The organism is Billgrantia kenyensis, assembly GCF_013697085.1.
Lineage (GTDB): Bacteria > Pseudomonadota > Gammaproteobacteria > Pseudomonadales > Halomonadaceae > Halomonas > Halomonas kenyensis.
In genome coordinates, this window is sequence record NZ_JACEFT010000030.1 from 1 (window position 1) to 21,730 (window position 21,730).

The 21,730-nt window shown below is 66.3% G+C and carries 20 protein-coding genes; 2 read left to right on the forward strand and 18 right to left on the reverse strand.

The window, feature by feature from the left end:
- Nucleotides 1-291: 291 nt before the first annotated feature.
- The gene (locus H1D44_RS17530; protein WP_181516392.1) at nt 292-1,125 is read left to right on the forward strand and encodes a helix-turn-helix domain-containing protein; all 834 of its coding nucleotides are present in this window, start codon (nt 292-294) and stop codon (nt 1,123-1,125) included.
- A 49-nt stretch (nt 1,126-1,174) separates the two neighbouring features.
- Here the strand turns inward: H1D44_RS17530 and H1D44_RS17535 are convergent, their stop codons facing one another.
- From H1D44_RS17535 to H1D44_RS17560, 6 genes are all read right to left on the reverse strand, one after another.
- Nucleotides 1,175-1,912, reverse strand: coding sequence for a DODA-type extradiol aromatic ring-opening family dioxygenase (locus tag H1D44_RS17535; protein WP_181516394.1), 738 nt, complete (start codon nt 1,910-1,912; stop codon nt 1,175-1,177).
- 105 nt (nt 1,913-2,017) lie between these two features.
- Nucleotides 2,018-3,181 carry a lipocalin-like domain-containing protein gene (locus H1D44_RS17540; RefSeq protein ID WP_181516396.1) on the reverse strand — a complete coding sequence of 388 codons (1,164 nt, stop codon included), beginning with the start codon at nt 3,179-3,181 and terminating at the stop codon, nt 2,018-2,020.
- Entirely contained in the window at nt 3,178-5,691 is a 2,514-nt protein-coding gene (locus H1D44_RS17545) for an FtsX-like permease family protein (RefSeq protein WP_181516397.1), read from the reverse strand. Before H1D44_RS17545 ends, H1D44_RS17540 begins: the two co-directional genes overlap by 4 nt.
- Nucleotides 5,691-6,389 (reverse strand): ABC transporter ATP-binding protein, encoded by a 699-nt coding sequence (locus tag H1D44_RS17550; protein WP_181516399.1) that lies wholly within the window; start codon nt 6,387-6,389, stop codon nt 5,691-5,693. Before H1D44_RS17550 ends, H1D44_RS17545 begins: the two co-directional genes overlap by 1 nt.
- Nucleotides 6,390-6,438: 49 nt before the next feature.
- The gene (locus H1D44_RS17555) at nt 6,439-6,966 is read right to left on the reverse strand and encodes a hypothetical protein (protein WP_181516401.1); all 528 of its coding nucleotides are present in this window, start codon (nt 6,964-6,966) and stop codon (nt 6,439-6,441) included.
- Nucleotides 6,963-7,358, reverse strand: a complete 396-nt coding sequence (locus H1D44_RS17560; RefSeq protein WP_238984570.1) for a nucleotidyltransferase domain-containing protein — start codon at nt 7,356-7,358, stop codon at nt 6,963-6,965. The genes H1D44_RS17555 and H1D44_RS17560 overlap by 4 nt, the downstream gene beginning before the upstream one ends.
- On the opposite strand from H1D44_RS17560, the gene H1D44_RS17565 reads away from it, so the two are divergent.
- Entirely contained in the window at nt 7,339-8,364 is a 1,026-nt protein-coding gene (locus H1D44_RS17565) for an AraC family transcriptional regulator (RefSeq protein ID WP_181516403.1), read from the forward strand. The genes H1D44_RS17560 and H1D44_RS17565 overlap by 20 nt on opposite strands.
- On the opposite strand, the gene H1D44_RS17570 is transcribed toward H1D44_RS17565, so the two are convergent.
- The 12 genes from H1D44_RS17570 to H1D44_RS17625 form a co-directional block, all read right to left on the reverse strand.
- Nucleotides 8,340-9,236: a bile acid:sodium symporter gene (locus H1D44_RS17570; protein WP_181516405.1), complete on the reverse strand. Its 897-nt coding sequence runs from the start codon at nt 9,234-9,236 to the stop codon at nt 8,340-8,342. The two genes, H1D44_RS17565 and H1D44_RS17570, sit on opposite strands and share 25 nt — an antisense overlap.
- Before the next feature lie 51 nt (nt 9,237-9,287).
- Nucleotides 9,288-11,027, reverse strand: coding sequence for an AMP-binding protein (locus H1D44_RS17575; protein WP_181516407.1), 1,740 nt, complete (start codon nt 11,025-11,027; stop codon nt 9,288-9,290).
- A gap of 77 nt (nt 11,028-11,104) precedes the next feature.
- Complete coding sequence (locus H1D44_RS17580) at nt 11,105-11,248, reverse strand: hypothetical protein (protein ID WP_181516409.1); 144 nt, start codon at nt 11,246-11,248, stop codon at nt 11,105-11,107.
- A 71-nt stretch (nt 11,249-11,319) separates the two neighbouring features.
- On the reverse strand, nt 11,320-12,972 hold the full coding sequence (locus tag H1D44_RS17585; RefSeq protein WP_181516411.1) for a fatty acid--CoA ligase: 1,653 nt from the start codon (nt 12,970-12,972) through the stop codon (nt 11,320-11,322).
- 49 nt (nt 12,973-13,021) lie between these two features.
- Complete coding sequence (gene bktB, locus H1D44_RS17590; RefSeq protein ID WP_181516413.1) at nt 13,022-14,212, reverse strand: beta-ketothiolase BktB; 1,191 nt, start codon at nt 14,210-14,212, stop codon at nt 13,022-13,024.
- A gap of 40 nt (nt 14,213-14,252) precedes the next feature.
- Nucleotides 14,253-15,410 carry an acyl-CoA dehydrogenase family protein gene (locus tag H1D44_RS17595; RefSeq protein ID WP_181516414.1) on the reverse strand — a complete coding sequence of 386 codons (1,158 nt, stop codon included), beginning with the start codon at nt 15,408-15,410 and terminating at the stop codon, nt 14,253-14,255.
- 2 nt (nt 15,411-15,412) lie between these two features.
- Complete coding sequence (locus H1D44_RS17600) at nt 15,413-16,948, reverse strand: fatty acyl-CoA synthetase (protein ID WP_181516416.1); 1,536 nt, start codon at nt 16,946-16,948, stop codon at nt 15,413-15,415.
- Nucleotides 16,949-16,962: 14 nt separating this feature from the next.
- A complete protein-coding gene (locus H1D44_RS17605; protein WP_181516418.1) occupies nt 16,963-18,186 on the reverse strand; it encodes an ABC transporter substrate-binding protein in 1,224 nt (407 codons plus the stop codon).
- 407 nt (nt 18,187-18,593) lie between these two features.
- Nucleotides 18,594-19,847, reverse strand: coding sequence for a metal ABC transporter solute-binding protein, Zn/Mn family (locus H1D44_RS17610; RefSeq protein WP_181516420.1), 1,254 nt, complete (start codon nt 19,845-19,847; stop codon nt 18,594-18,596).
- Between the two features lie 36 nt (nt 19,848-19,883).
- Nucleotides 19,884-20,774: a metal ABC transporter permease gene (locus H1D44_RS17615; RefSeq protein WP_181516422.1), complete on the reverse strand. Its 891-nt coding sequence runs from the start codon at nt 20,772-20,774 to the stop codon at nt 19,884-19,886.
- The gene (locus H1D44_RS17620) at nt 20,768-21,505 is read right to left on the reverse strand and encodes a metal ABC transporter ATP-binding protein (protein WP_181516424.1); all 738 of its coding nucleotides are present in this window, start codon (nt 21,503-21,505) and stop codon (nt 20,768-20,770) included. Before H1D44_RS17620 ends, H1D44_RS17615 begins: the two co-directional genes overlap by 7 nt.
- On the reverse strand, nt 21,505-21,654 hold the full coding sequence (locus H1D44_RS17625) for a hypothetical protein (RefSeq protein WP_162832591.1): 150 nt from the start codon (nt 21,652-21,654) through the stop codon (nt 21,505-21,507). The genes H1D44_RS17620 and H1D44_RS17625 overlap by 1 nt, the downstream gene beginning before the upstream one ends.
- Nucleotides 21,655-21,730 lie beyond the last annotated feature (76 nt).

Genomic DNA, 21,730 nt, shown 5'->3' on the forward strand with positions numbered 1-21,730 from the left:
CGTAGGTGGGGACGACCCAGGTGAGCAGCAGCACCGCGAGGGCGGCGACGCCCAGGCCGGACCAGAAGTTCATGCGTAACGATATGGGATTCTCGGACATATTGTTGTTTAAGCGCCGATTCGGTAACGGGAGGTTGGGAGCCGTAAAGCCAAGTATCGATTGAAACGACTGACGATTGAAACAACTGGAGGGGGGCGGTGGGATTTGGCGCTACGTTGCACTCTAGTGCACTTTCTGCGAAAGTAAGTGCGCCAGAGTGCACCATCCTGCCTGGCGCACCGGGAGCCCACATGCACGACGACTTCGTCGCCAATCTTCGGCTGTTGTGCAGCTACTATCCCTCCATTGCCGAGGTATGCCGTCGGCTGGAGATCAATCGCGCCCAGTTCAACCGCTACCTGAGCGGACGCTATCGCCCCCGGCATGCTGCCATGCGGCGTCTGTGTGCGTTCTTTGGAGTGGAAGAGCACGAGCTCTACCTGCCGCACGATAACTTCGTCTCTCTGGTACAGGCGGGTCGGCTGCCGACCGAGTCGTCGCGCCAGGGGGGAGTCGAGTGGCCCGATGCGCTACTGCAGCGTGGCCGAGAGGGCATGGCCCGCTACCTGGGGCGGTACTTCGAGTACTACCACTCCATGGCGCAGCCGGGACATATCATTCGCACGCTGGTATGCCTCGAGGAGCGCGAGAGCGGTATCGTCTATCAGCGCACCGAGCGCACCCAGGGGGCTTCCCACGTCAGGCCCTGCCACAACCGCTACCTGGGGGTCGCCGTCAAGCTCGCGGATCGTATCTTCCTCACCGACCACGAAACCATCAACGGCTATGAAGTGACCCATACCATCCTCTTCCCCACCTTCCAGAGCCAGGTGACGCGGTTGACCGGGCTCAGGCTCGGCGTGGCGGACAACAGCGAGCGCATGCCCTGCTGCGTGCGGGTGCTGTTCGAGCGCATCGACGAACAGGTGACGCTGCGTCAGGCGCTGTCGCGGTGCGGGCTGCTTCCACCCGATGACCCCAGCCTGGACGCCGAGCTGCGTGCCGCGGTGCGCAACGATGTGGGCCCCACCGAGCAGCATTTCCGGGCGCGGCACCAGGGCAAGATTCTGGCGGGAGCCGAATGAGCGGCAAGCGGGTCAGCCACTTTTCGGCACAGGGATTTTCCACCAGAACCTAGCTGAAGGCGTAGACGTCCATGGCCAGTACCCCATGCTCCACGCTGTGGTGCAGCCGGCTGGCTTCGCCGCCGGCACCGAGCGCCACCAGCAGCGGCTGGAAGTGCTCCGGCGTGGGGTGGTTGCGCCGCGCCTGAGGTGCGTTTTCCCAGGCCAGCAGCGCATCGCGATCGCCGCTCGTCAGCTTGTCATGTATCCAGCCGGCGAACTCGTCGACCCAGGCCGGCGTCGGCGCGCCCTGCGCCTGCATCTCGCTGAGATTGTGCGTCACGCTGCCCGAACCGATCACCAGCACGCCTTCCGAGCGCAACTCTGCCAGTGTTGTGCCGATATCGACCAGCGCCTGGTTCGACCAGCCCACCGGCAGCGACAGCGACACCACCGGCACCTCGGCGGCGGGAAACATCAGCGACAGCGGCACCCAGGCGCCGTGATCCAGGCCCCGCTCAACCGGTACGGCGTTGAGCGTGCTGGCCAGGCGCAGGGCCAGTTCGGGGGCGCCCGGGGCCGGGTACTGGCACTCGTAGAGCTCGCGGGGAAAGCCGCCGAAGTCGTGGATGGTCTCCGGCCGCTGGCTGACGCTCACCAGCAGGCGCTCGCTGGCCCAGTGGGCCGAGACCACCACGATGGCCCTGGGTGACAGTCCGGCGCCGAGCTCGCGCAGGAAGTCGTGGGCCGGTCCCGGGGTGAGGGCCAGCATGGGCGAGCCGTGGGAAATGAAGAGGCTGGGCAGCATGGCAAGCTCCGGAGAGGGGATTGTCTAAAGGATAGCGGTTCTAGCCATCGATATCGATAGCAGGCTTATTAGTTTCGTGCCTATTACCTACCGCCAATCCGTCTATCAATAGCCGGTCATTTCCAGATAGCCGATACCTCGATGCTCGCCGCTTTCGGCATCGCGAGCGATCACTTCGCCCTCCCAGTAGGCCACGCTGGTCTCCATCCAGCGCTCGGCGTGGGGTGCCTCGACGATCATGTCCAGCCCGGCGCGGGGGATCGCCAGGCGCCAGCGGGTCGGCACCTCGCGTCCTGCCGCGCGCTGGGTGGCCAGCGGCGTCATGGCGATCTCGTCCGGGGCCAGCGCGGTGGGCTCGCCCTCCGGGCTGATCCAGGTGCCGGAGCGGTAGTCGCCGCCGTCGGCGCCGCCTCCGCGCAGCTGGAAGGCCATCAGCTTGTGGCCGCTCTCCAGGTGCAGCGAGAACCAGTCCCAGCCCTGCTGCTCGGGGCCCAGCAGCTGGCTGCTCCACTCGCGGTCGAGCCAGCCGCGCCCGCTCACTGCGCGACTCTCGCCGTCCAGGATGACCTCGCCCTCCACGCGCCAGTAGGGCTGGCTGTAGTACATCGACCCCTGGCCGTCGGCGGATTTCTGGCTGAAACCGTCAACGCCGTGCAGCACCAGCGGCCCCTCGGCGACGAGGGTCAGGTCGTAGCCGAAGCCGCCGTGCTTGTCGTCCTGCTGGGCCGTCAGCTGCAGCTCGGCGAAGGTGTCGCCTTCGCCCGATTCGTCTGAGGTATCGACGCGACTGGCCAGTTGCCAGTGATCGATCCAGGCGCGGAAGGGCTCGGCCACCGCTCCCGCCTGGCCGTCGTCCTGCCGGGAATGGCTGCGGGCGAAGCGCTCCGCCACCCGGTGGGTCTCGCCGCGGGAGACCGCCATGTGCGCCATCCACAGCTGGTCGGCGGCCCAGGGGGCGGGGCGCTCGTCCGGTGATGACTCTCTTGGCTCAGACAGCGCCTGGCGGAACAGGGTCCACTGCAGGCCCAGCGGCTCGCCGCGTTCGTCCTCGAGGTTGGCGGTGAGGTACCACCACTCGATGCGGTAGTCCGGGTGGGCGGCATGGTCTTCGGGGAAACGCAGGCGGATGCCCTCGTGGGCCTGGGCGAACTCTCCGGCCTCCTGACCCAGCCCGGCAAAGCCGGCGGTCTCGGTGGGTGGCGACTCTTCGCCGCAGCCGGCGAGCCAGAGCGCGGCCAGCGGTACGGCCAAGGTGGTGATACGCCTCATGTGGCCTCCTCCGCCAGCAGGGCGCGGGGTGGGGTGCGCCACAGCTTCATTGCCGGCAGTGCGGCGGCGGCCAGCGCCACCCCCACCGCGGTGGCCAGCGTCAGTGCCATCTCGCCGGGGAAGACGTACAGCGGCAGGCGCCAGCCGAAGGCCGCCACGTTGATCACCGCCACCAGTCCCAGCGCCAGCAGCGTGCCCAGCGGCAGCGCCAGGGCGCCGACCACGAAGGCCGAGCCGCCGAGCTGAGCCAGTTGCACCGTTACCAGCTTCCTGCGCGGCACGCCCAGTGCCCACAGCGGCGCCAGCTGGCGGCGACGCTCCCGGGCCTGGGCCAGCAGGCTCGCCAGCAGCGCCAGGGCGGCTACCGCCAGGGTCAGCGCGGAGAGCGCCCGGGTAATGGTAAAGGTGCGCTCGAAGATGCCGGTGGCGATGCGCTTCACCTCGCGCTGGTCCACCAGCTCGTCGCCGCCAATGGCGAAATGCTGTCGCAAGCCGGCCCGCAGCGCGGCTCTGTCGCCGCCCGGGGCCAGCACGATGCCGATGGAGCCCGGTGGGGCGGCGAAGCGGCTGGCAAGCTCCGGCGTGGCCAGCAGCACTTCGCCGCGGGTATTGCCGTAGTCGGGGTAGACGGCGGCCACCGGCAGTAACGCTTCTCCACCCGGCGCCGTCAGGGTGATGCGGTCGCCCGGGGAGAGCCCCTCGGCGATGGCGAGCTGCTCGTTGACGAAGGCCGCCTCGCCCGCGGCGAAGGTCTGCCAGGCGACCTCGCGGCCGGCCTCGGTCGCCAGCAGCGGCCAGCTCGGCAGCAGCGTCGCGCCGGGGGTGATGCCGTAGACGCCCACCGGCAGGGCCAGTTCGCGTACCTCTCCATTGTGCGCATCTCCGCCCCGCTCCACGGCAACCAGCGTGGCCTCGCTGCGGCGGGTGGGCAGCAGCTCTGCAACCTCGCCGTGCGCCTCCAGCCAGGCGTGGATGTCATCGTGCTGCTCGGCGGGCGGGCGCAGGTAGAAGTCCGCCACCAGGCGCTGGTCGAGCCAGTCGAGAAAGGTCAGGCGAAAGCCGCCGACCATGCTGCTCACGCCGAGGTTGGCGGAGAGCGCGATCAGCAGCGCCATCATCGCCAGCGCCAGCCGCGGCATTTGCAGCTGCAGATCGGCCAGGGCCCACTGGGCCAGGGGCCGGCGCTGCAGCAGGCGGCCGAGTCCGGCCAGCAGCAGGGCGATCAGCGGCGGCAGCCACAGGGCGCTGGCCAGCAGCAGCGCGGCGACCAGGCCAAAACCCGCCAGCAGCCCTTCGCCCGGTGGCTGCCAGGCGAGCCATAGCCACAGGGCCAGGCCGACCAGGGCCACGGCGCCGCCCGCCGCGCTCATCAGCTTGAGCTGACGCTGAAAGCCGCTGCGCCAGGCCTGGGCCTGGCCCAGCCCCAGCACGCTCAAGCGGGCCGCCCGCCACAGCACGCCGCTGCCGGCCAGCAGCAGCCCGCCCAGGGTTACGGCGAGCCCGCCGAGCCAGTAGTGCCAAGGGAGGTTGAGGGTAACCGCCACGTCGGCGCCGTAGAGGCTGCCCAGGGTGGCCGCCACGTCGGGCTGCAACACCCGGGCCAGCCATACGCCGCTGACGATGCCGGCCAGGGCGCCGATGACGCCCAGCAGCAACAGCTCCAGGGCGAGCAGGCCGACCAATCTGCGCCCCGACACCCCCAGAGCGCGCAGCGTACGCAGCAGCCCCAAGCGCTGCTCCAGTGCCAGGCCCAGCGCCGCCTGCACGATGAACAGCCCCACCGCCAGGGCCAGCAGCGCCATGGCGGTGAGGTTGAGGTGGAAGCTCTCGGTCAGCTGGCCGGGCGAGACCAGCGTCGCCGCCCGGGTCAGCACCAGCCCTTCCGGTGCCTGCTCGAGTGCATCAGGGGCGGCGACCAGGCGGGTGATGCGCTCGCCGCTGTCGAGCAGTGTCGCGGTGGCGGCGATGTCCATCACCAGGGTGTCGGGGGGCAGCATGGGGGCCAGGATCAGTGGCGGCAGCCGGGCCTCGGCCAGGCGCGGCTCGGTGCCGGGGGCCTCGCGGTGGCTCACACCCAGCGCCGGCAAGGTATCCGGGGCCACACGGGTCTGCCACGGCGGGGTGAGAAAGTCGGTGAGCTCACCGGCAGTGCCCGCCGCGGCGAAGTCGCTGTCGCCGGGCAGGGTGAAGGGCTCGATGCCGATCACCGTCAGTTGGGTGCCGTCCGGCGCCTCGAGAGTGCCCTCCAGCAGCGGCGAGACAGGCAGGCCGGCGCGGCGCAGGCGCAAGTAGTCGTCACGGGTCAGCGGCTCGCCGTCGCGACGCTCCAGGCGGTCGAGCCCGGTGGTGAACAGCGCCTCGGCGCGGGCGTAGCTGTCGCGGGCCGAGGCGTTGATCGCCTGCACGCCGCTCCACAGGGCGCTGGCCACCCACAGCCCCAGCAGCAGCATGGCGAGCTGGCCGGGATGTCGCTTGTAGTGGGAGAGCAGGGTGGCGAAGGCGGTGAACATCAGCGGCGGCTCGGCTCCGGTTGCGTGGGGCCCGACGCCGTAAGGGAGCCCAGCCGGCCGTGGGTCAGTCGCAGACAGCGGTCCAGCGGTGCCGCCACCTGAGCGCTGTGGGTCACCATCAGCAGAGCGCTGCCGGCCTCGCGCACCAGCTCCAGCAGCAGGGCCAGCACCTCGCTAGCGGTGGTCTCGTCGAGGTTGCCGGTGGGCTCATCGGCCAGCAGCAGGGCGGGGCGCGGCGCCAGCGCCCGGCCGATGGCCAGGCGCTGCTGCTGGCCGCCGGAGAGCTGCTCGGGGTAGCGTCGCTCCAGGCCGGCCAGGCCCAAGCGCTGCATCAGGTGCGCCGACCACTCGGGCGCTTCGTGCCCGGCCAGCCGAGCCTGCAAGCGCAGGTTGTCGAGTACGTTCAGGCTCGGCACCAGGTGAAACTGCTGGAACACCAGGCCCAAGGTATCGCGACGCAGGCGAGCGCGAGCCGGCTCGTCCAGGGTAGAGATCGAGTGGTCGGCCAGGAGCACCTCGCCGCTGTCCGGCAGGTCGAGCCCCGCCGCCAGATGCAGCAGGGTCGACTTGCCGCTGCCGGACTCACCCATCAGCGCCAGGCTCTCGCCACCGCGCAGCTCGAGGTCGACGCCCTCCAGCACCGCAAGCGGCCCCTGGGGCGTGGCGTAGGTCTTGTGAACCTGGCGAAATTCGAGCATGGCCGGGCCTTTCCTTGGATAAAGGCTCATCGTCCCACAAGCGGACGGCTCAGGCGAAGATGCGTTCGAACTCGTTGGTGAAGTCGGCGGAGGCGGGCTCAATCCCGATCAGGCGATGGCAAAGGTCAAGCAACCTGCGAGCTGCCTGGAACAGCATCTTGCTGAGGTCGTGAAGCAAGTTGAAATGCTCAGCGATCTCGCTGTAGTCCGTGGCATAGTCATGTGCTGCCATGTTTCGAACCATGCGGCAGCGCTGCCAGTCGTCCATTGATTCGACGACACCCTGCTTTTCGAAAAAGGCGAGTACCTTCAGGAAGCTGTCGGTCGGCTCACCCATCAGCAGGGCGCTGTGCCGCATGGCGGAAGCGAGGGAGTCCTGCAGCTTGGCAAATCGCTCATTGATGGCAGCCAAGGTTTCGAACAGGTCGACGTTCTTCTTCTGCGCTTCCAACAGGGCAGCATCGATCGGCCACTCGAGCTTGCCATCGGACTGATGAAGAAACCATGCGCAGCGCTGAATGGCTTCGAGCAGCCTGGCAAGGTGGAGTCGCTGTTCTTCGAGCAGGTCGTGTGTCATGCCGCCTCTTTCAGTGGGCAACCTTGGTTAAGGGCAATGGCCTGGAAAGGCGAAGGCTTCTTGTCCCGCGAGTAAGCCAAAATATCCACAGGCAGGTAAAGTCTCTCTTCGAGCTTGCACTTGATTTCGGCCAGGGAAAGGCGTGGCAGCGGAGTCGATGAGATGAGCAGAAGGTCGAGATCGCCGCCTTTGCGGTTGTCGTCCAGGCGAGAGCCGAACAACCGCACTTCGACGTCTCCACCGACAATATCGTGGACAGTCGTCAGGATGATATGAACCTGTTCATGTGTCAGGCGCATTGCGGTGTGCTCCATCAATGGCATGATGAGTCTAGCATCATTACGCGATATCACGCTTGCAGGTGAGCTAGCCTTGACCGTCACGGTTTCCATGCATTACGTCAACGAGTTGTTCCGTGGGGTGCCCGAGAGCGAGGCGGCCCGCGAGGCCTGTCTCGCCCGGGCGGGCATCTCGCCGTTCCTGCTCAGTGCCCCCCATGGGCGGGTGACGGTAGAGCAGTTTGCCACTCTCTATCGACTGCTGGTCAACGCCTACGACGACGAGACGCCGGGCTTCTTTGCCCGGCCGCTGCGCGGCGGCACCCTGAAACTGCTGTGCCTGAGCGTACTGGAGGCGCCCACGCTGAAGGTGGCGTTGCATCGCTATACGCTGTTCTTCCGCATCGTGCTGGACGATTTCGGCTACGAGTACCGCGTCGAGGACGGGCTGGCGCGGGTGGCGCTGGTGGAGCATCAACCGCCTGCAGGCAGCCGCACCCTGGTGCACGAGCTGATGCTCAAGCTGTTCCACGGCATCGCCTCGTGGATGATCGCGCGCAAGATACCGCCGGTTAGGATGGAGTGCGCCTATGCCCAGCCGGCTCACGGCGCCGACTACCGATACTTCTATCCGGGCGAGGTGGTTTTCGAGCGGCCGCAGACCGCCATGTACTTCGATGCCGCCCTGCTGGATCAACCGATTCGCCAGACCAAGAAGCACCTGGGGGCGTTCCTGCGCCGGGCGCCGGCCGACTGGTTCTACGTCTCCCTGGAGGAGAGGCTGGTGTCACACCGGGTGCGCGAGCACCTTTTCCGCCACCTGGCCACGTCGGGATCGGTGCAGGATGTGGCCCGGGCGCTGCATATGTCGGTGCGCACGCTGTCGCGGCGGCTGGCCGCCGAGGGCACCCACTTTCAGGCGGTGAAGGACGAATTTCGTCGCGACTTTGCCATTCAGGCTTTGACCCGCAGCGAGCGATCGCTGCCGGCCATCGCCGACGAGCTGGGCTTTCAGGATCAGGCCTGCTTCAGCCGTGCCTTCAAGGGCTGGACCGGCAACTCCCCCGCCGCCTATCGGCGGGCGATCGCCCTGCCTCAGGCAGGCTCGACCTTGGCCTGATCCCGCGCCAGCTCCTCGCGCCGGGTCCAGCGGCGATAGAACAGCGTGGCAAAGGTGGAATTGATCACGATGAACAGCGAATACATGACCGGGATCAGCAGGATGAGCTGCTGGGTTTCATCGGCGAAGGTCATGATCACGATCAGTGCCGCCAAGGGGCCGTTCTGAATGCCGGTTTCCAGCGATACCGTTCTGGCCTTCTGGGGGTTGAGCCGCAGGGCACGCGAGAACAGGTAACCGAAGGCGAAGCCGATCAGGCCGACCAGAATGACCGCGGCATAGACTTCCCAGCCGGTCTCGGCCAGCAGCCTCCAGTTCCTCGGCACCCAGGTCACCACCAGGAACACGATGACGATGGCGCCCAGGATACCCCCCATCAGCTCGATCACGGCGCCAATATTGGAATTCTTGCGCCGCAGCCACATGCCGATGAGGGTGGGAATCAGCAGCACGAACAGCAGCCGGGCGATCTGGTCCGGCGGAATGCGAAAGGCGTCGTCGATGCCCTGGGTGTAGAACTCCATCAGCAGGGGCACCATGATGAAGCCGGCCAGGGTAGAGCAGATGGTCATCATGATGCTCAGGCTGAGCAGGCTCTTGGAAAAGTAGGCGAAGATATTGGAGGTCGTGCCGCCGGGCATGCAGCCGATCAGCACCAGGCCCACCGTCTGCTCCGGCGTCAGGTTCAGCACCCGCGCCAGCAGGAAGGCGATCAGCGGCATCAGCATGTATTGGGAGGCGAAGCCGACCCCGACGGCCTGGGGGTGGCGCAGGGCCAGCCGGAAATCCTTGAAGGTCAGCGACGACCCCATGCCGAACATGATGATCACCATCATGAGGGACAACAAACTCTCTTCCAAAGGGCTCAGCATGCCTGTACTCCCGCCTTGTTCTTGTCAAAACCGATCAACGACATCATGCGTTCAGCGGCCTGTGGCCTTGGCGCGCACTTCCTTGCGCAACACCTTGCCCACCGGCGTCTTGGGCAGCTCGTCCCAGAACACCACCTTCCTTGGCACCTTGTAGGCCGCCAGCTCCCGCTTGCAGTGGGCGATCACGTCCTTCTCGCCGACGCCCTCCTGGCGCAGCACTACATAGGCATGCACGGCTTCGCCGCTCTGGCTGTCGGCGACCCCGACCACCGCCGACTCCTGGACCTGGGGAATACGTGAGATGCAGTCCTCCACTTCATTGGGATAGACGTTGAAGCCGCTGACCAGAATCATGTCCTTCTTGCGGTCGACGATGCTGAAGTGGCCGTCTTCGGTCATCACGCCGATGTCGCCGGTGTAGAACCAGCCGTCCTTGATCGCCTCGGCGGTTTCCTCGGGGCGGTTCCAGTAGCCTTTCATGACCTGCGGCCCGCGCACGATGATCTCGCCCGGTTCGCCGATCGCCACCGGCTCGCCTTGTTCATCGACCAGGCGTACGTCAGTATCGGGGGCCGGAATGCCGATGCAGTCCGGGCGCTCATGGCCGATGGGGTTGAAGCAGATGACCGGGGAGGTTTCGGTCAGGCCATAGCCCTCGGTGATCGGGCTGCCCACCACCTTGCGCCAGCGCTCGGCCACCGACTTGTGCAGCGCGGTGCCGCCGGCCAGCGCCACCTTCATGGAGGGAGGCGGATAGACGGTGAACCACTCCTCGTTCAGCAGGGCGTTGTAGAGGGTGTTGACGCCCGAGATCCAGGAAATGGGGTAGTTGTCGAAGGCGCGCTGACAGTTCTGGATCGGCCGCGGGCTCGGCACCAGCACGTTGTGCGCGCCCTTGTGGTAGAAGGCCAGCAGGTTAACGGTGAAGGCGAAGATGTGATAGATCGGCAGGGCGGTCAGGATGCACTCCTTGCCCGGCTCGATGTGGTCACCGGCGACCGCGTCGACCTGCTCGAGGTTGCTGATCAGATTGCCGTGGGTCAGCTCGGCGCCCTTGCTCACCCCGGTGGTGCCCCCGGTGTACTGCAGCAGGGCGGTATCCGTGCGGCTCAGGTGCTGCCAGTAGCGGTGCACCTCGATTCCGGCGTTCGCCCGGGCTTTTCGCCCTTTTTCCAGGGCCTGGTCGATGCTGTCGACCTCCAGCCGGTAGTCGGGAAGCACCCGGTTCCAGTATTTCAGCACTAGCTGCAAGACGCCTTTCACCACGGGCGGGAACCACTGGGCCACCGAGGTGACCACCACCTGCTGGATACCGGTCTGCTCGATGATCGCTTCCAGCTTGTCGACGAACATGTCGACGATGACCAGCACCTGGGCACTGCTGTCGTTGAACTGGTGCGCCATCTCCCGCCTGGTGTAGAGCGGGTTGACGTTGACCAGGATGCAGCCGGCCTTGAGCACGCCGAAGGCCACCACCGGCAGCGTCAGGCAGTTGGGCATCTGCACCGCCACACGCGAGCCGGGTTCCAGTTTGACGCACTCGCGCAGGTAGACGGCGAAGGCATCCGACATCTCTTCGACTTCGCCGTAGCTCAGGCGGCCGTTCATGCCGTTGGGCATGCAGGTGGTGAAGGCCATCTGCTGGCTGTACTTTTTCCCCGCCGCCTGGATCAGCGCCGGCAGGCTGTCGTGCAAATGGTGCTGGCTGGCCCTCACTTCGCCCACCTCGGACAGGAGAGCCTGGTAGTGGCTCATCCAGGGCTTGTTGTTGTAAAACTCGACGTTCGACATGCGTGGCCTCTCGTTAGGGAAACACTGCACAAATGCCTGCGCGAGCGAATCCCTTCGTTGCGCGGTGCTCGGAATCCTCACATATACCCCATATGCTCCGGTTCCTGTGCTCCGTGCGTCTTGTGCTTCATCCCGCTCGCCGATTTGTTCAGCGCTTCCTTAATGGCCTGGCTGGGAGAAGCCGTCATTCGCTGCTCGCTGCGGCCCAGGCTCTCGATCATGCTTCCTACAGTATCCAACACCGCAGTTGAGCATGCGTTGAAAAGCGTCTTCGAGGTGGGCCGCGGGTGTTTCAGACTTGCTGGCGAATGCGCTTCTTGTCGAGCTTGCCCACGCTGGTCTTGGGAATCTCATCGACGAAGCGCACGAACGACGGAATCGCCCAGCGGTTGATGCGGCCTTCGTCGACGAAGCGCTCGAGGAAAGCTGTCACCTCCTCGGCCTGAGGTGGGCTGCTGGGATCGCTGGCAACCGCCAGCGCCGCGGGGCGCTCGCCCCACTTTTCGTCGGGCACACCGATCACCGCCACCTCCGAGATACCGGGGCACTGGCCGATCAGGTTCTCCAGCTCCAGCGAGGAGATCCACTCGCCGCCGGTCTTGATCACGTCCTTGATGCGGTCGCGGATCTGCAGGAAGCCGCGCTCGTCGAGCACCGCCACGTCGCCGGTGTGCAGCCAGCCGTCGCGCCACAGCTCCTCGCTGCGGGTCTCCTCCTTGTAGTAGCCCTGAGTGAGCCAGGGCGCGCGCACGCGCACCTCGCCCACGCTCTCGCCGTCGTGGGGCAGCGGTGTGCCGCTCTCGTCGACCACTTGCAGATGCACCAGCGGTACGGGCACGCCGGCCTTGCAGCGCCACGGCAGCTGGGTGGCGAAGTCGGCCTCGTTGATGTCCCGCGGCAGGATGTCGGCGGTAAGCAGCGGGCAGGTTTCGGACATGCCGTAGGCGCTGCGGGTATCGATGCCCAGCTCCCAGGCCTTCTGCGCCAGCGGCTGGGTCAGGGCACTGCCGCCCACCAGCACCTTCCAGCCGGAGAGGTCGACCTTGCCCGAGGCAATTGCCTCGGCGCCGACCACCATGTTGAGCAGGGTCGGCACGCAGTGGGAGAAGTCGACCTTCTCGCCCACCAGCAGCTTGACCAGCATCTCCGGCTCGTAACGCCCGGGGTAGACTTGAGTGGCGCCCATCAGCGTGGCGGTGTAGGGCACGCCCCATGCATGCACATGGAACATCGGCGTGATCGGCATGTACACCTTGTCGCGGTTGAGCAGCTCGAAGCCTGGGGTCTGAAAGGCGTTGGCCTCGCCTAACGTGTGCAGCACCAGCTGGCGATGGGTGAAGAACACGCCCTTGGGGTTGCCGGTGGTGCCGGTGGTGTAGAACAGCGTGGCCACCGCGTTCTCGTCGAAGGTGGGGAAATCGTAGTGGGTGGGCTGTTCGGCCAGCAGCGCCTCGTACTCGCCCACCACATTCAGAGAACTCTCCACCTGAGCGGGAGCGTCCTGACACAGCAGATAGCCGCGGATGCGTGGCAGCCGCTCGGCCAGCGGCTCCAGCAGCGGCACGAAGTCCTCATGCACGAGGACGAAGTCGTCCTCGGCGTGCTCCATGGTGTAGTGGATCTGCTCCGGCGACAGGCGCACGTTCACCGTATGCAGCACCGCGCCCAGCATGGGGATGGCGAAGAACGCCTCGAGGTAGCGGTGGCTGTCCCAGTCGAGCACCGCCACCACGTCGCCGGCCTCGATGCCCTGGACGCTGAGCGTGTGGGCGAGCTGGTGCACCCGCTCACGGAAGCGTCGGTAGTCGTGGCGGCTCAGGTCGCGGTAGACGATCTGATTGTCGCCGGCCATGCGCACGCCGGCGTCGAGCAGTTCGCCGATCAGCAGCGGCGGGTTGGTGGCGGAGGGCGTGGCAGGCAGGATCTTCGGCGTGACGGTGTTCATCTACGTCTCCTTGTATTTGTTTTTCACTCTGCGGCAGGTTGCACCTCGATCAGGCGCAGCGTTCGATCAGCAGCGCGATGCCCTGGCCGCCGCCGATACACAGCGTGATCAGCCCATAGCGACCGCCGCTGCGCTCCAGCTCGGCCAGCGCCTTGATGGTCAGGATCGCCCCGGTGGCGCCGACCGGGTGGCCCAGCCCCACGGCGCCGCCGTTGGGATTGAGCCGATCGGCGGGGAAGTCGAGCTCGCGGGCCACCGCCATGGCTTGGGCCGCAAAGGCCTCGTTGGACTCGATCACGTCGATGTCGGCGATGGAGAGCCCTGCCTCGTCGAGGCAGCGGCGCACGGCGGGAATCGGCCCCAGGCCCATCACGCTCGGCTCGACACCGGCGGTGCTGGCGCAGATCAGCCGCGCGCGAGGCGCAAGACCGCGACGCTGGGCCTCGTCGGCGTGGGCCAGCACCAGGCTGGCGGCGCCGTCGTTGATGCCCGAGGCGTTACCGGCGGTGACCACTCCTTCCTTGGCGAAGGCGGGCTTGAGGCGGGCGAGGTCCGCGAGCGTTACGCCGTCGCGCACGTGCTCGTCGCGGGCGAACTGGCGCTCGTTCTTACCCTCGCGCACCGTCACCGGCACGATCTGGCCATCGAAGCGGCCCTCGGCGATGGCGCGGGCGGCCTTGTGGTGGCTCTCCATGGCGAAGCGATCGATCTCCTCGCGCTCGAGTCCACAGCGCTTGGCGATGTTCTCCGCGGTCACGCCCATGTGGCCGCTGCCGAAGGGGTCGCTGAGGATGCCGAGCGTCAGATCGGTGACGCTGGCGTGGCCCATGCGCAGGCCATTGCGCGCCTGAGGCGGCAGCAGGTAGGCACCGCGGCTCATCGATTCGGCGCCGCCGGCCAATGCCAGGCGGCTGTCGCCGAGCACGATCTGCTGGGCGGCGGAGAGAATCGCCTGCACGCCGGAGCCGCATAGGCGGTTGACGTTGAATGCCGCCGCACCTTCGGGCACGCCGGCTTCCAGGGCGATGTGGCGTGCCAGGTAGGCGTCCTGCGGGCCGGTGGTGATGATATGGCCGTAGACGGCATGGTCGATGGCCCCGGCCTCGACCCCGGCGCGGGCCAGCGCCTCGCGGGCGGTAACGGTGCCCAGCTCATGAGGAGCGAGCCCGGCCAGGCTGCCGCCGAAGCTGCCGATGGCGGTGCGGGCGCTGCTGAGGATGACGACGGAATCGAGCCGCATGGAACTCTCCTGTCTCTTGTTCAGTTGCCTGTGAAGGCGATCAGGCCGCGTCGCTCTTGCCAAGCAGCGAGCGGGCGATCACTTCCTTCATGATTTCCGAGGTGCCGGCGTAGAGGGTCTGCACGCGGGCATCCAGATAGAAGCGTGAAATCGGGTACTCCCGGGTATAACCGTAGCCGCCGAACAGCTGCAGGCAGGCGTCGATGGTGCGGCACTGCATCTCGCTGAGCTGCAGCTTGAGGATGGCGGCGTCGGTGCCGTTCATCTCCCCCTGGCGGTACTTCGCCACGCACCGCTCGAAGTAGGCGCGGCCCACGTCGATCTGTGCGCGCACCTCGGCCAGGGTGAAGCGGGTGTTCTGGAAGTCGCCCACGGCGCGGCCAAAGGCGCGGCGCTCGCGCACGTAGTCGAGAGTCAGCGCCAGTGCTCCCTCCATGGCGCCCAGCGCCTGGGCCGCCACGCCGAGGCGCTCACGGGGCAGCTCCTGCATCAGGTAGGCGAAGCCGGCGCCTTCCTCGCCGAGCAGGGCGTCTTCCGGTAGGCGCAGGTCGTCGAAGAACAGCTCGGCGGTATCGCTGGCGTGCTGGCCGATCTTCTTGATCGGCTGGCCGCGGGAGAAGCCGGCAAGCGTGGTGTCGACCAGGAACAGCGAGACGCCCCGGGCACCGGCGGCGGGGTCGGTCTTGGCGCAGACGATCACCAGATCGGCGATCTGCCCGTTGGTGATGAACAGCTTGCTGCCGTCGAGTCGCCAGCCCGATTCGGTGCGGCTGGCGCGGGTCTTCATCGCCGCCAGATCGCTGCCCGCTCCGGGCTCGGTCATGGCGATGGCGCCGATGGCCTCGCCGCTGGCCATGGCCGGCAGCCAGCGCTCGCGCTGGGCCGGCGTGGCGATATGCAGCAGGTAGGGCATGACGATGTTGGTGTGAATGTTATAGGCGCTGGCCAGCCCGCCGAAGCCCTGGCGTGAGATCTCCTCCAGCGCCAGCTGAACGATGGCGAAGTCGGCACCGCTGCCGCCTAGCTCATCAGGCAAATCGATGCCCAGCAGGCCGGCCTCGCCGAGTTTCGTCCACAGCGAGCGCGGCATTTCACCGGCGGCCTCCCACGCCTCGTAGTGGGGCGCCACTTCCTGCTCGAGGAAGCGGCGGATGGTGTCGTGGAACAGCGGCGTCAGGTCGTCTTGCGGTGCGCTCATGGTCAGCCCAGCTCCTTGCGCAGGTTGCGCTTGAGAATCTTGCCGGCGGTGCTCTTGGGCAGGGCCTCGGCGAACAGGATGCGCTTGGGTACCTTGTAAGGCGCCATGTGGGCCTTGGCGTGGGCGAGCAGCTCCATTTCGCTCACCTCCGTACCCTCCTTGGGCACCACCACGGCGGTGATCGCCTCGATCCACTTCGCATCCGGCAGTCCGATCACGGCGACCTCGGAAACGGCCGGGTGCTTGAACAACCCCTCTTCCACTTCGCGGCTGGCCACCACCACGCCGCCGGTGTTGATGACGTCCTTGATGCGGTCGACGATGTAGAGATAGCCCGCCTCATCGAAGTAGCCCACGTCGCCGGAATGGAACCAGCCGCCGGCGAAGGCCTCTTCGCTCATCTCAGGCTTGTTCCAGTAGCCGCTGAGCAGCTGCGGCGAGCGATGCACGATCTCGCCGTGCTCGCCGGGCGGCACGTCGTTCATCTCCAGGTCGACGATGCGCGTCTCCACGGTAAGGATCGGGCGGCCCGCCGAGGCCGGGCGCGCGGCGTGCTCCTCGGGTCGCAGCACGGTGGCCAGCGGGGCGATCTCGCTCTGGCCGTAGCAGTTGTAAAGCCCCACGCCGGGCAGGCGCTGCTGCAGCTCCTCGAGCACCGGCACCGGCATGATCGAGGCGCCGTAGTAGGCCTTCTTTAGTGTCGAAAGGTCGAACTTGTCGAAGTCGGGATGGCGCAGCAGGCTGATCCACACCGTGGGCGGGGCGAAGAACGACGCAATGCCTTCGCCGGCGATCTGCGTCAGGCAGTCGTCGGGCAGCGGTGCCATGCGCAGGTGTACCGGGGCGCCCAGCAGCAGCGCCGGCATCAGGAACACGTGCATCTGCGCCGAGTGATAGAGCGGCAGCGCGGCAAGCATCGGCTCGTCGCCCTTGATGTCGAGCTCCACCATGCAGGCCATGTACTCGGCCAGCAGCGCCTGGTGCGTCATCATCGCCGCCTTGGGCGCTGCCGTGGTGCCCGAGGTATAGAGCAGCTGGGCCAGGCTGGCGCCATCGAGATCGACATCCGGCTCGCTGGCATCGCCGCTGCTCCTGTCGAGGGCTACCTGCAGTACGTCGAAGCCCGTCTCGCCCTCGGCGTGCAGGGTACCGGAAAGGGCGAGACCGAGCCCTTCGCTGGCCTTGGCCACGTTGTCGGCCAGGCTCAGGTCGCTGAGCAGCGCATTCGCGCCGGACTGCTCGAGTATGTAGCGCAGCTCGTCGGCGCTGAGCGCGAAGTTGATCGGCACGTGCACCAGGCCGGCACGGGTAGCGGCCAGCCAGGCGATCACGTAGGCGTCGGAGTTCTTGCCGTAAGCGGCCAGGCGGTCGCCCGGTACCAGGCCCGCCGCCAGCAGGCGGTTGGCCACCCGGTTCACCGCCTGGTTCAGCTCGGCGTAGTTCCAGCGCCGGCCCTCGAAGGCCAGCGCCAGCCTGGCGCCGTGCTTGCGTGCGCTGCGGCTGATGGCAGCGCCGATAGTGTTCTGCTGGATCCTCATCTCGACCTCCGGGCTCAGGTACCGTTGGCAACCAGGTGGCACTTGCTGTCCGACAGTGGCCTGAAGGCCTCCTCGGCGGGAATGGTGCGCACCACGCGGAACAGATCGTCCTCGTTCTGCGACTCTTCCGGGGTCTTCACCTCGACCAGATACATGTCATGCACCATGCGGCCGTCCTCGCGGATGTAGCCGCAGGTGGCGAAGATGTCGTCGATCGGCGTATCCGCCATCTGCTGGCGAACGGCCTGGGCCTCGTCGGTGCCGATGGCGTCGACGGCCTGCAGATAGTGCAGGGTGCTGGAGTAGAGCCCAGCGTGGACCATGGTCGGCATGCTGCCGGTGCGCTCGCGGAAGCGCTCGGCCCAGGCGCGGGTCTCGTCATTGAGGTCGTAATACCAGGCCTTGGTGAACTGCAGCCCCTGGGCCGCGTCGAGGCCGATGCTGCGCACATCGGTACTGAACAGCACCATGCCGGCCAGCACCTGACCCGCCTGGGTGATGCCGAACTCACCCGCGGTGGTAATGGCATTGATGGTGTCGGAGCCGGCATTGTTGAGGGCGATCACGTCGGCACCGGAGGCCTGGGCCTGCAGCAGGAAGGAGGAGAAGTCGTTGCTGGGGAAGGGGTGGCGCGCCTTGCCCACGATGCTGCCACCGTTCTCGAGCACCACCCGCTCGACGTCGCCCTCCAGAGCGTGACCGAAGGAGTAGTCGGCACTGAGCAGGTACCAGTTCTGGTGGCCTTCCTGGGTGATCGCCTTGGCGGTGCCATTGGACATGGCCCAGGTGTCGTAGACCCAGTGGATGTGGTTGGGTGAGCAGCTCTCGTTGGTCACGCCGGAGGAGACGGCGCCATTGACCAGGCCCAGGCGATTCTCTTCCTCAAGCAGCCGCACGGCGGCAAGGGTGACCGAAGAAGCCACCAGGCCGGTCACCATGTCGACGTTGCGCTCGTCGATCCATTCGCGAACGATGCTCGAGCCCACGTCGGGGCTGTTGCGATCGTCTGCGCTGAACACCACGATATCGGCGCCGGCGACGCTGCCGCCGACGTCTTCGATAGCCATCTGGATGGCATCCAGCCCCTGGGGGCCGATGGGGTCGCGATAGGGGCCCGTCATGTCGGCCAGGTAGCCGATGCGAATCTCATTGTCGGTGATCTCGGCGTGGGATGTCTGGCCGACGAGCATGATGGAGGTGGCAAGCACCCCCAGGGCGAAGCGGCGTGTCGTTGTCATTGGCTGACCTTTGTTATTGTGGCTTGTATATCGTCCGGCTGTGGATAACTCTGTGGGCAAGCCGGTGAGTGGCTGTGTGCAATTCTTGGGTGAGCCTTTTTCGATGTGCACTTTCTCCAAGACATGCTCGTTCATGGTAGGAGGAATGGTTCGCGGCGGGTTTACGCATCGAGCCAGAGTTTTTGCATTTCGTGCCATCTTGAGGCAGAGTCTCAGGCTGTGCGACTTTGGTTTAATGCGGCCTCTGGCGAGGCACTCTCGGTCCTGAAGGCTCGCTTTAATTCCTGGAAGTGCAGAACGTGCCATGTGTGGGCCGGTAGAGCGCCAAGGCTGCCGGCCCAGGGCCATCCGGCGGACAAAAAAACGGGGCGCCGTCTGGCGCCCCTGTGGATAGGCCGTGCCGCTTCTCAGTGGCTGTGGCTGTGACTGTGGCCATCATCACCGTGGTCGTGGTCGTGGTCGTGGTCGTCTCCATGACCGTGGTCATCGTGACCCGGCTCCGCCAGGGCGTCGTGCAGCGTCCGGGCGTTGTGGCGCATCATGCCGATGTAGGTGCTGGCCTCGCCTTCGGCAGCCAAGGCATCGGCATAGAGCGTGCCGGCAATGGGTACCCCGGTCTCTTCGGCTAGCTGGTTGATGATGGCCGGGCTGGTCATGTTCTCGTGGAACAGGGCACGCACGTTCTGCTCGCGCATCACGTCGATCAGTCGCGCCATGTCGGACGCGCTGGGCTCGGCCTCTGTGGAGAGCCCGACCGGCGAGAGGAACTGGAGACCGTAGGCATTGGCAAAGTAGCCGAAGGAGTCGTGGCCGGTAATGATACTGGTGGAAGCCGGAATCTCGGCGATCAGCTCACGAATCTCGGCGTCGGTGGCGCGCAGCTCGTTGATGTAGCTCTCGGCATTTTCGCGATAGACGGCTTCGTTGTCCGGGTCCGCCTCGATCAGGCCATCACGGATGTTGCCCACGTACACCTTGCCCATGGCCAGATCTTGCCAGGCGTGGGGGTCATGGTCGCCATGCACATGGTCGTCACCGTGCCCGTGGTCGTCGTCATGGCCGTGATCGTCATCATGGTCATGATCGTGCCCGTGGTCATGGCCGTGATCGTCATCGTGGTCATGATCGTGTCCGTGGTCATGGCCGTGATCGTCGTCATGGTCATGATCGTGCCCGTGGTCATGGCCGTGATCGTCATCGTGGTCATGATCGTGCCCGTGGTCATGGCCGTGATCGTCATCGTGGTCATGATCGTGCCCATGGTCATGGCCGTGATCGTCATCGTGGTCATGATCGTGTCCGTGGTCATGGCCGTGATATTCAAGCTTGTCGATGCCGTCGGTCGCGGTGACTAGCGGGCCGCTGTAGTCGCTGGAGTCGATTAGCCGCTCCATCCAGCCCTCGAACAGCAGGCCGTTGTAGACCACCAGGTCGGCCTCGGCCAGGGCACGTGCATCGCGCGGCGTGGGGGAGTAGACGTGGGCATCGCTGTCGGGACCGACCAGCGAGGCCACCTCCACGTGCTCGCCGCCAACGTTCTCGACCATGTCGGCAAGGATACTGAAGCTGGTGACGACCTGGATGCGCTCGGCGGCAATGGCGGCCGGCAGTGCCAGCATGGCCGAGGTGCCGATGACCAGGGCAGGGGTGAGGTGTCGCATGCAATTCCTCCGTAGGGGTGGTGTCGCCGTTCTCGTTCAGTGAGTCTCAGGTGCGCCAAGCGGGGCGGCGCGTCGGCGCAGCTTGGCCATCAGGCTGTGATGGCGGCCGAACAGGGCGGAGAGCATGTAGCCTACGCCCGCCAGCAAAATGATGGCTGGCCCGGATGGAATGCTGAGGTGGTAGGAAAGCAGCAGCCCTCCGAGGCTGGCGATGATGCCCAGCAGAATGGACGTGCCGATCAGTCCCTCCAGCCGCTTGCTCCAGAAGCGAGCGGTGGTGGCCGGCAGCATCATCAGGCCCACCGCCATCAGCGTGCCCAGGGTCTGGAAGCCGGCGGTGAGGTTGAGCACCACCAGGCCGAGAAAGATCCCATGCACCAAGCTTCCCTGCATGCCCTGGCCGCGCAGGAACAGCGGATCGAGGCACTCCACTACCAGGGCGCGGAAGATCAGCGCCAGTATCAGCACGATCACGCTGCTGATCGCCGCGATCAGCAGCAGGGCCGTGGTGTTCACCGCCAGGATCGAGCCAAACAGCACGTGGGTAAGATCGACGCTGCTGCCGCCCAGCGAGACCAGCATTACCCCTGCCGCCAGCGAAATCAGGAAGAAGCTGGCCATTGCCGAGTCTTCGCGATGGCCGGTCATCTTCGATACGCTGCCCGCCAGCATGGCCACCAACAGGCCGGAGAGCACGCCACCCAGACTCATGGCTGGCAGCGAGAAGCCCGCCAGCAGGAAGCCCAGTGCCACGCCGGGCAGGATCGCGTGGGCCATGGCGTCGCCGATCAGGCTCATGCCGCGCAGCATCAGGAACACGCCCATGGGCGGCGCTGCCAGCGACAGCGCCAGGCCGGCCACGGCCGCGCGGCGCATGAAGCCGTAATCGAAGGGGGCGATCAGCCACTCATGCAGCAGCTCTAGCATGCGCCCACCCCCGGTATGCCCAGGGCAAGTCGGGCCGATTCGGCGGCAGTCGGCTGGCTGTGAAGTACCGCCTGCGCCGTCGTCCAGCGGGCATGGCCCTGGTGAAGCACCACCACCTCTTCAGCCAGGCGTGCGAGCTGCTCCATGTCGTGCAGCACCACGATGATGGTGACGCCGTCTGCGGCCATCTCGTGGAGCACCGTCATCAGGACTTCGACGGTTTCCGCATCGACATTGGCGAAGGGTTCATCAAGCAGCAGCAGCTCCGCTTCCTGCATCAGGGTGCGGCCGATCAGCGCGCGCTGGCGCTGGCCGCCAGAAAGCTCGCCCAGGGGACGGTGGGCCAGGTGAGAGATGCCCAGGCGTGCCATCACCTCGCGGCCACGGCGATAGTGGCGAGCGCAGTAGCCCTTGAGTGCGCCGTGGCTCGGCCAACTGCCGGTCATCACCAGCTCTTCCACGCTCATGGGAAAGGTCAGGTCGAGTGCCAACTGCTGGGGCAGCCAGGCGCGACGCTCCTTGGGCACCGAGCACACCACCTTGCCCGCCATCGGGCGAAGCATGCCCATGATGCCCTGAATCAAGGTGCTCTTGCCGGCGCCATTGGCCCCCACCAGGGCGGTGATGGCGCCATCCCGGAAGCGGCCGTCAACGTGCTCGAGCACGGTGCGGTTGGCCTGGGCAAGCTGCAGATCCACCAGCTCCAGGCGGGATGTCTGCCCTTCGGCCATCAGCCCCACCACCCTGCCGCCCACGACACGGCCAGCCAGAGCACCCCCAGGGGAGCCGCCGCCAGCAGCAGGCGTCGTGTCGCGGATAGCGACATCAGTGAAAAATGGCACGGCCCTTCGGGGCGGTGCCGATGCGTGCGGTGTGCCATTAATGCTCCCTCACGAAATAGATTAAGATATAACATTGCAAAACAGTCAGTAAAGTCTAGCCCATCAGGCAGTGTG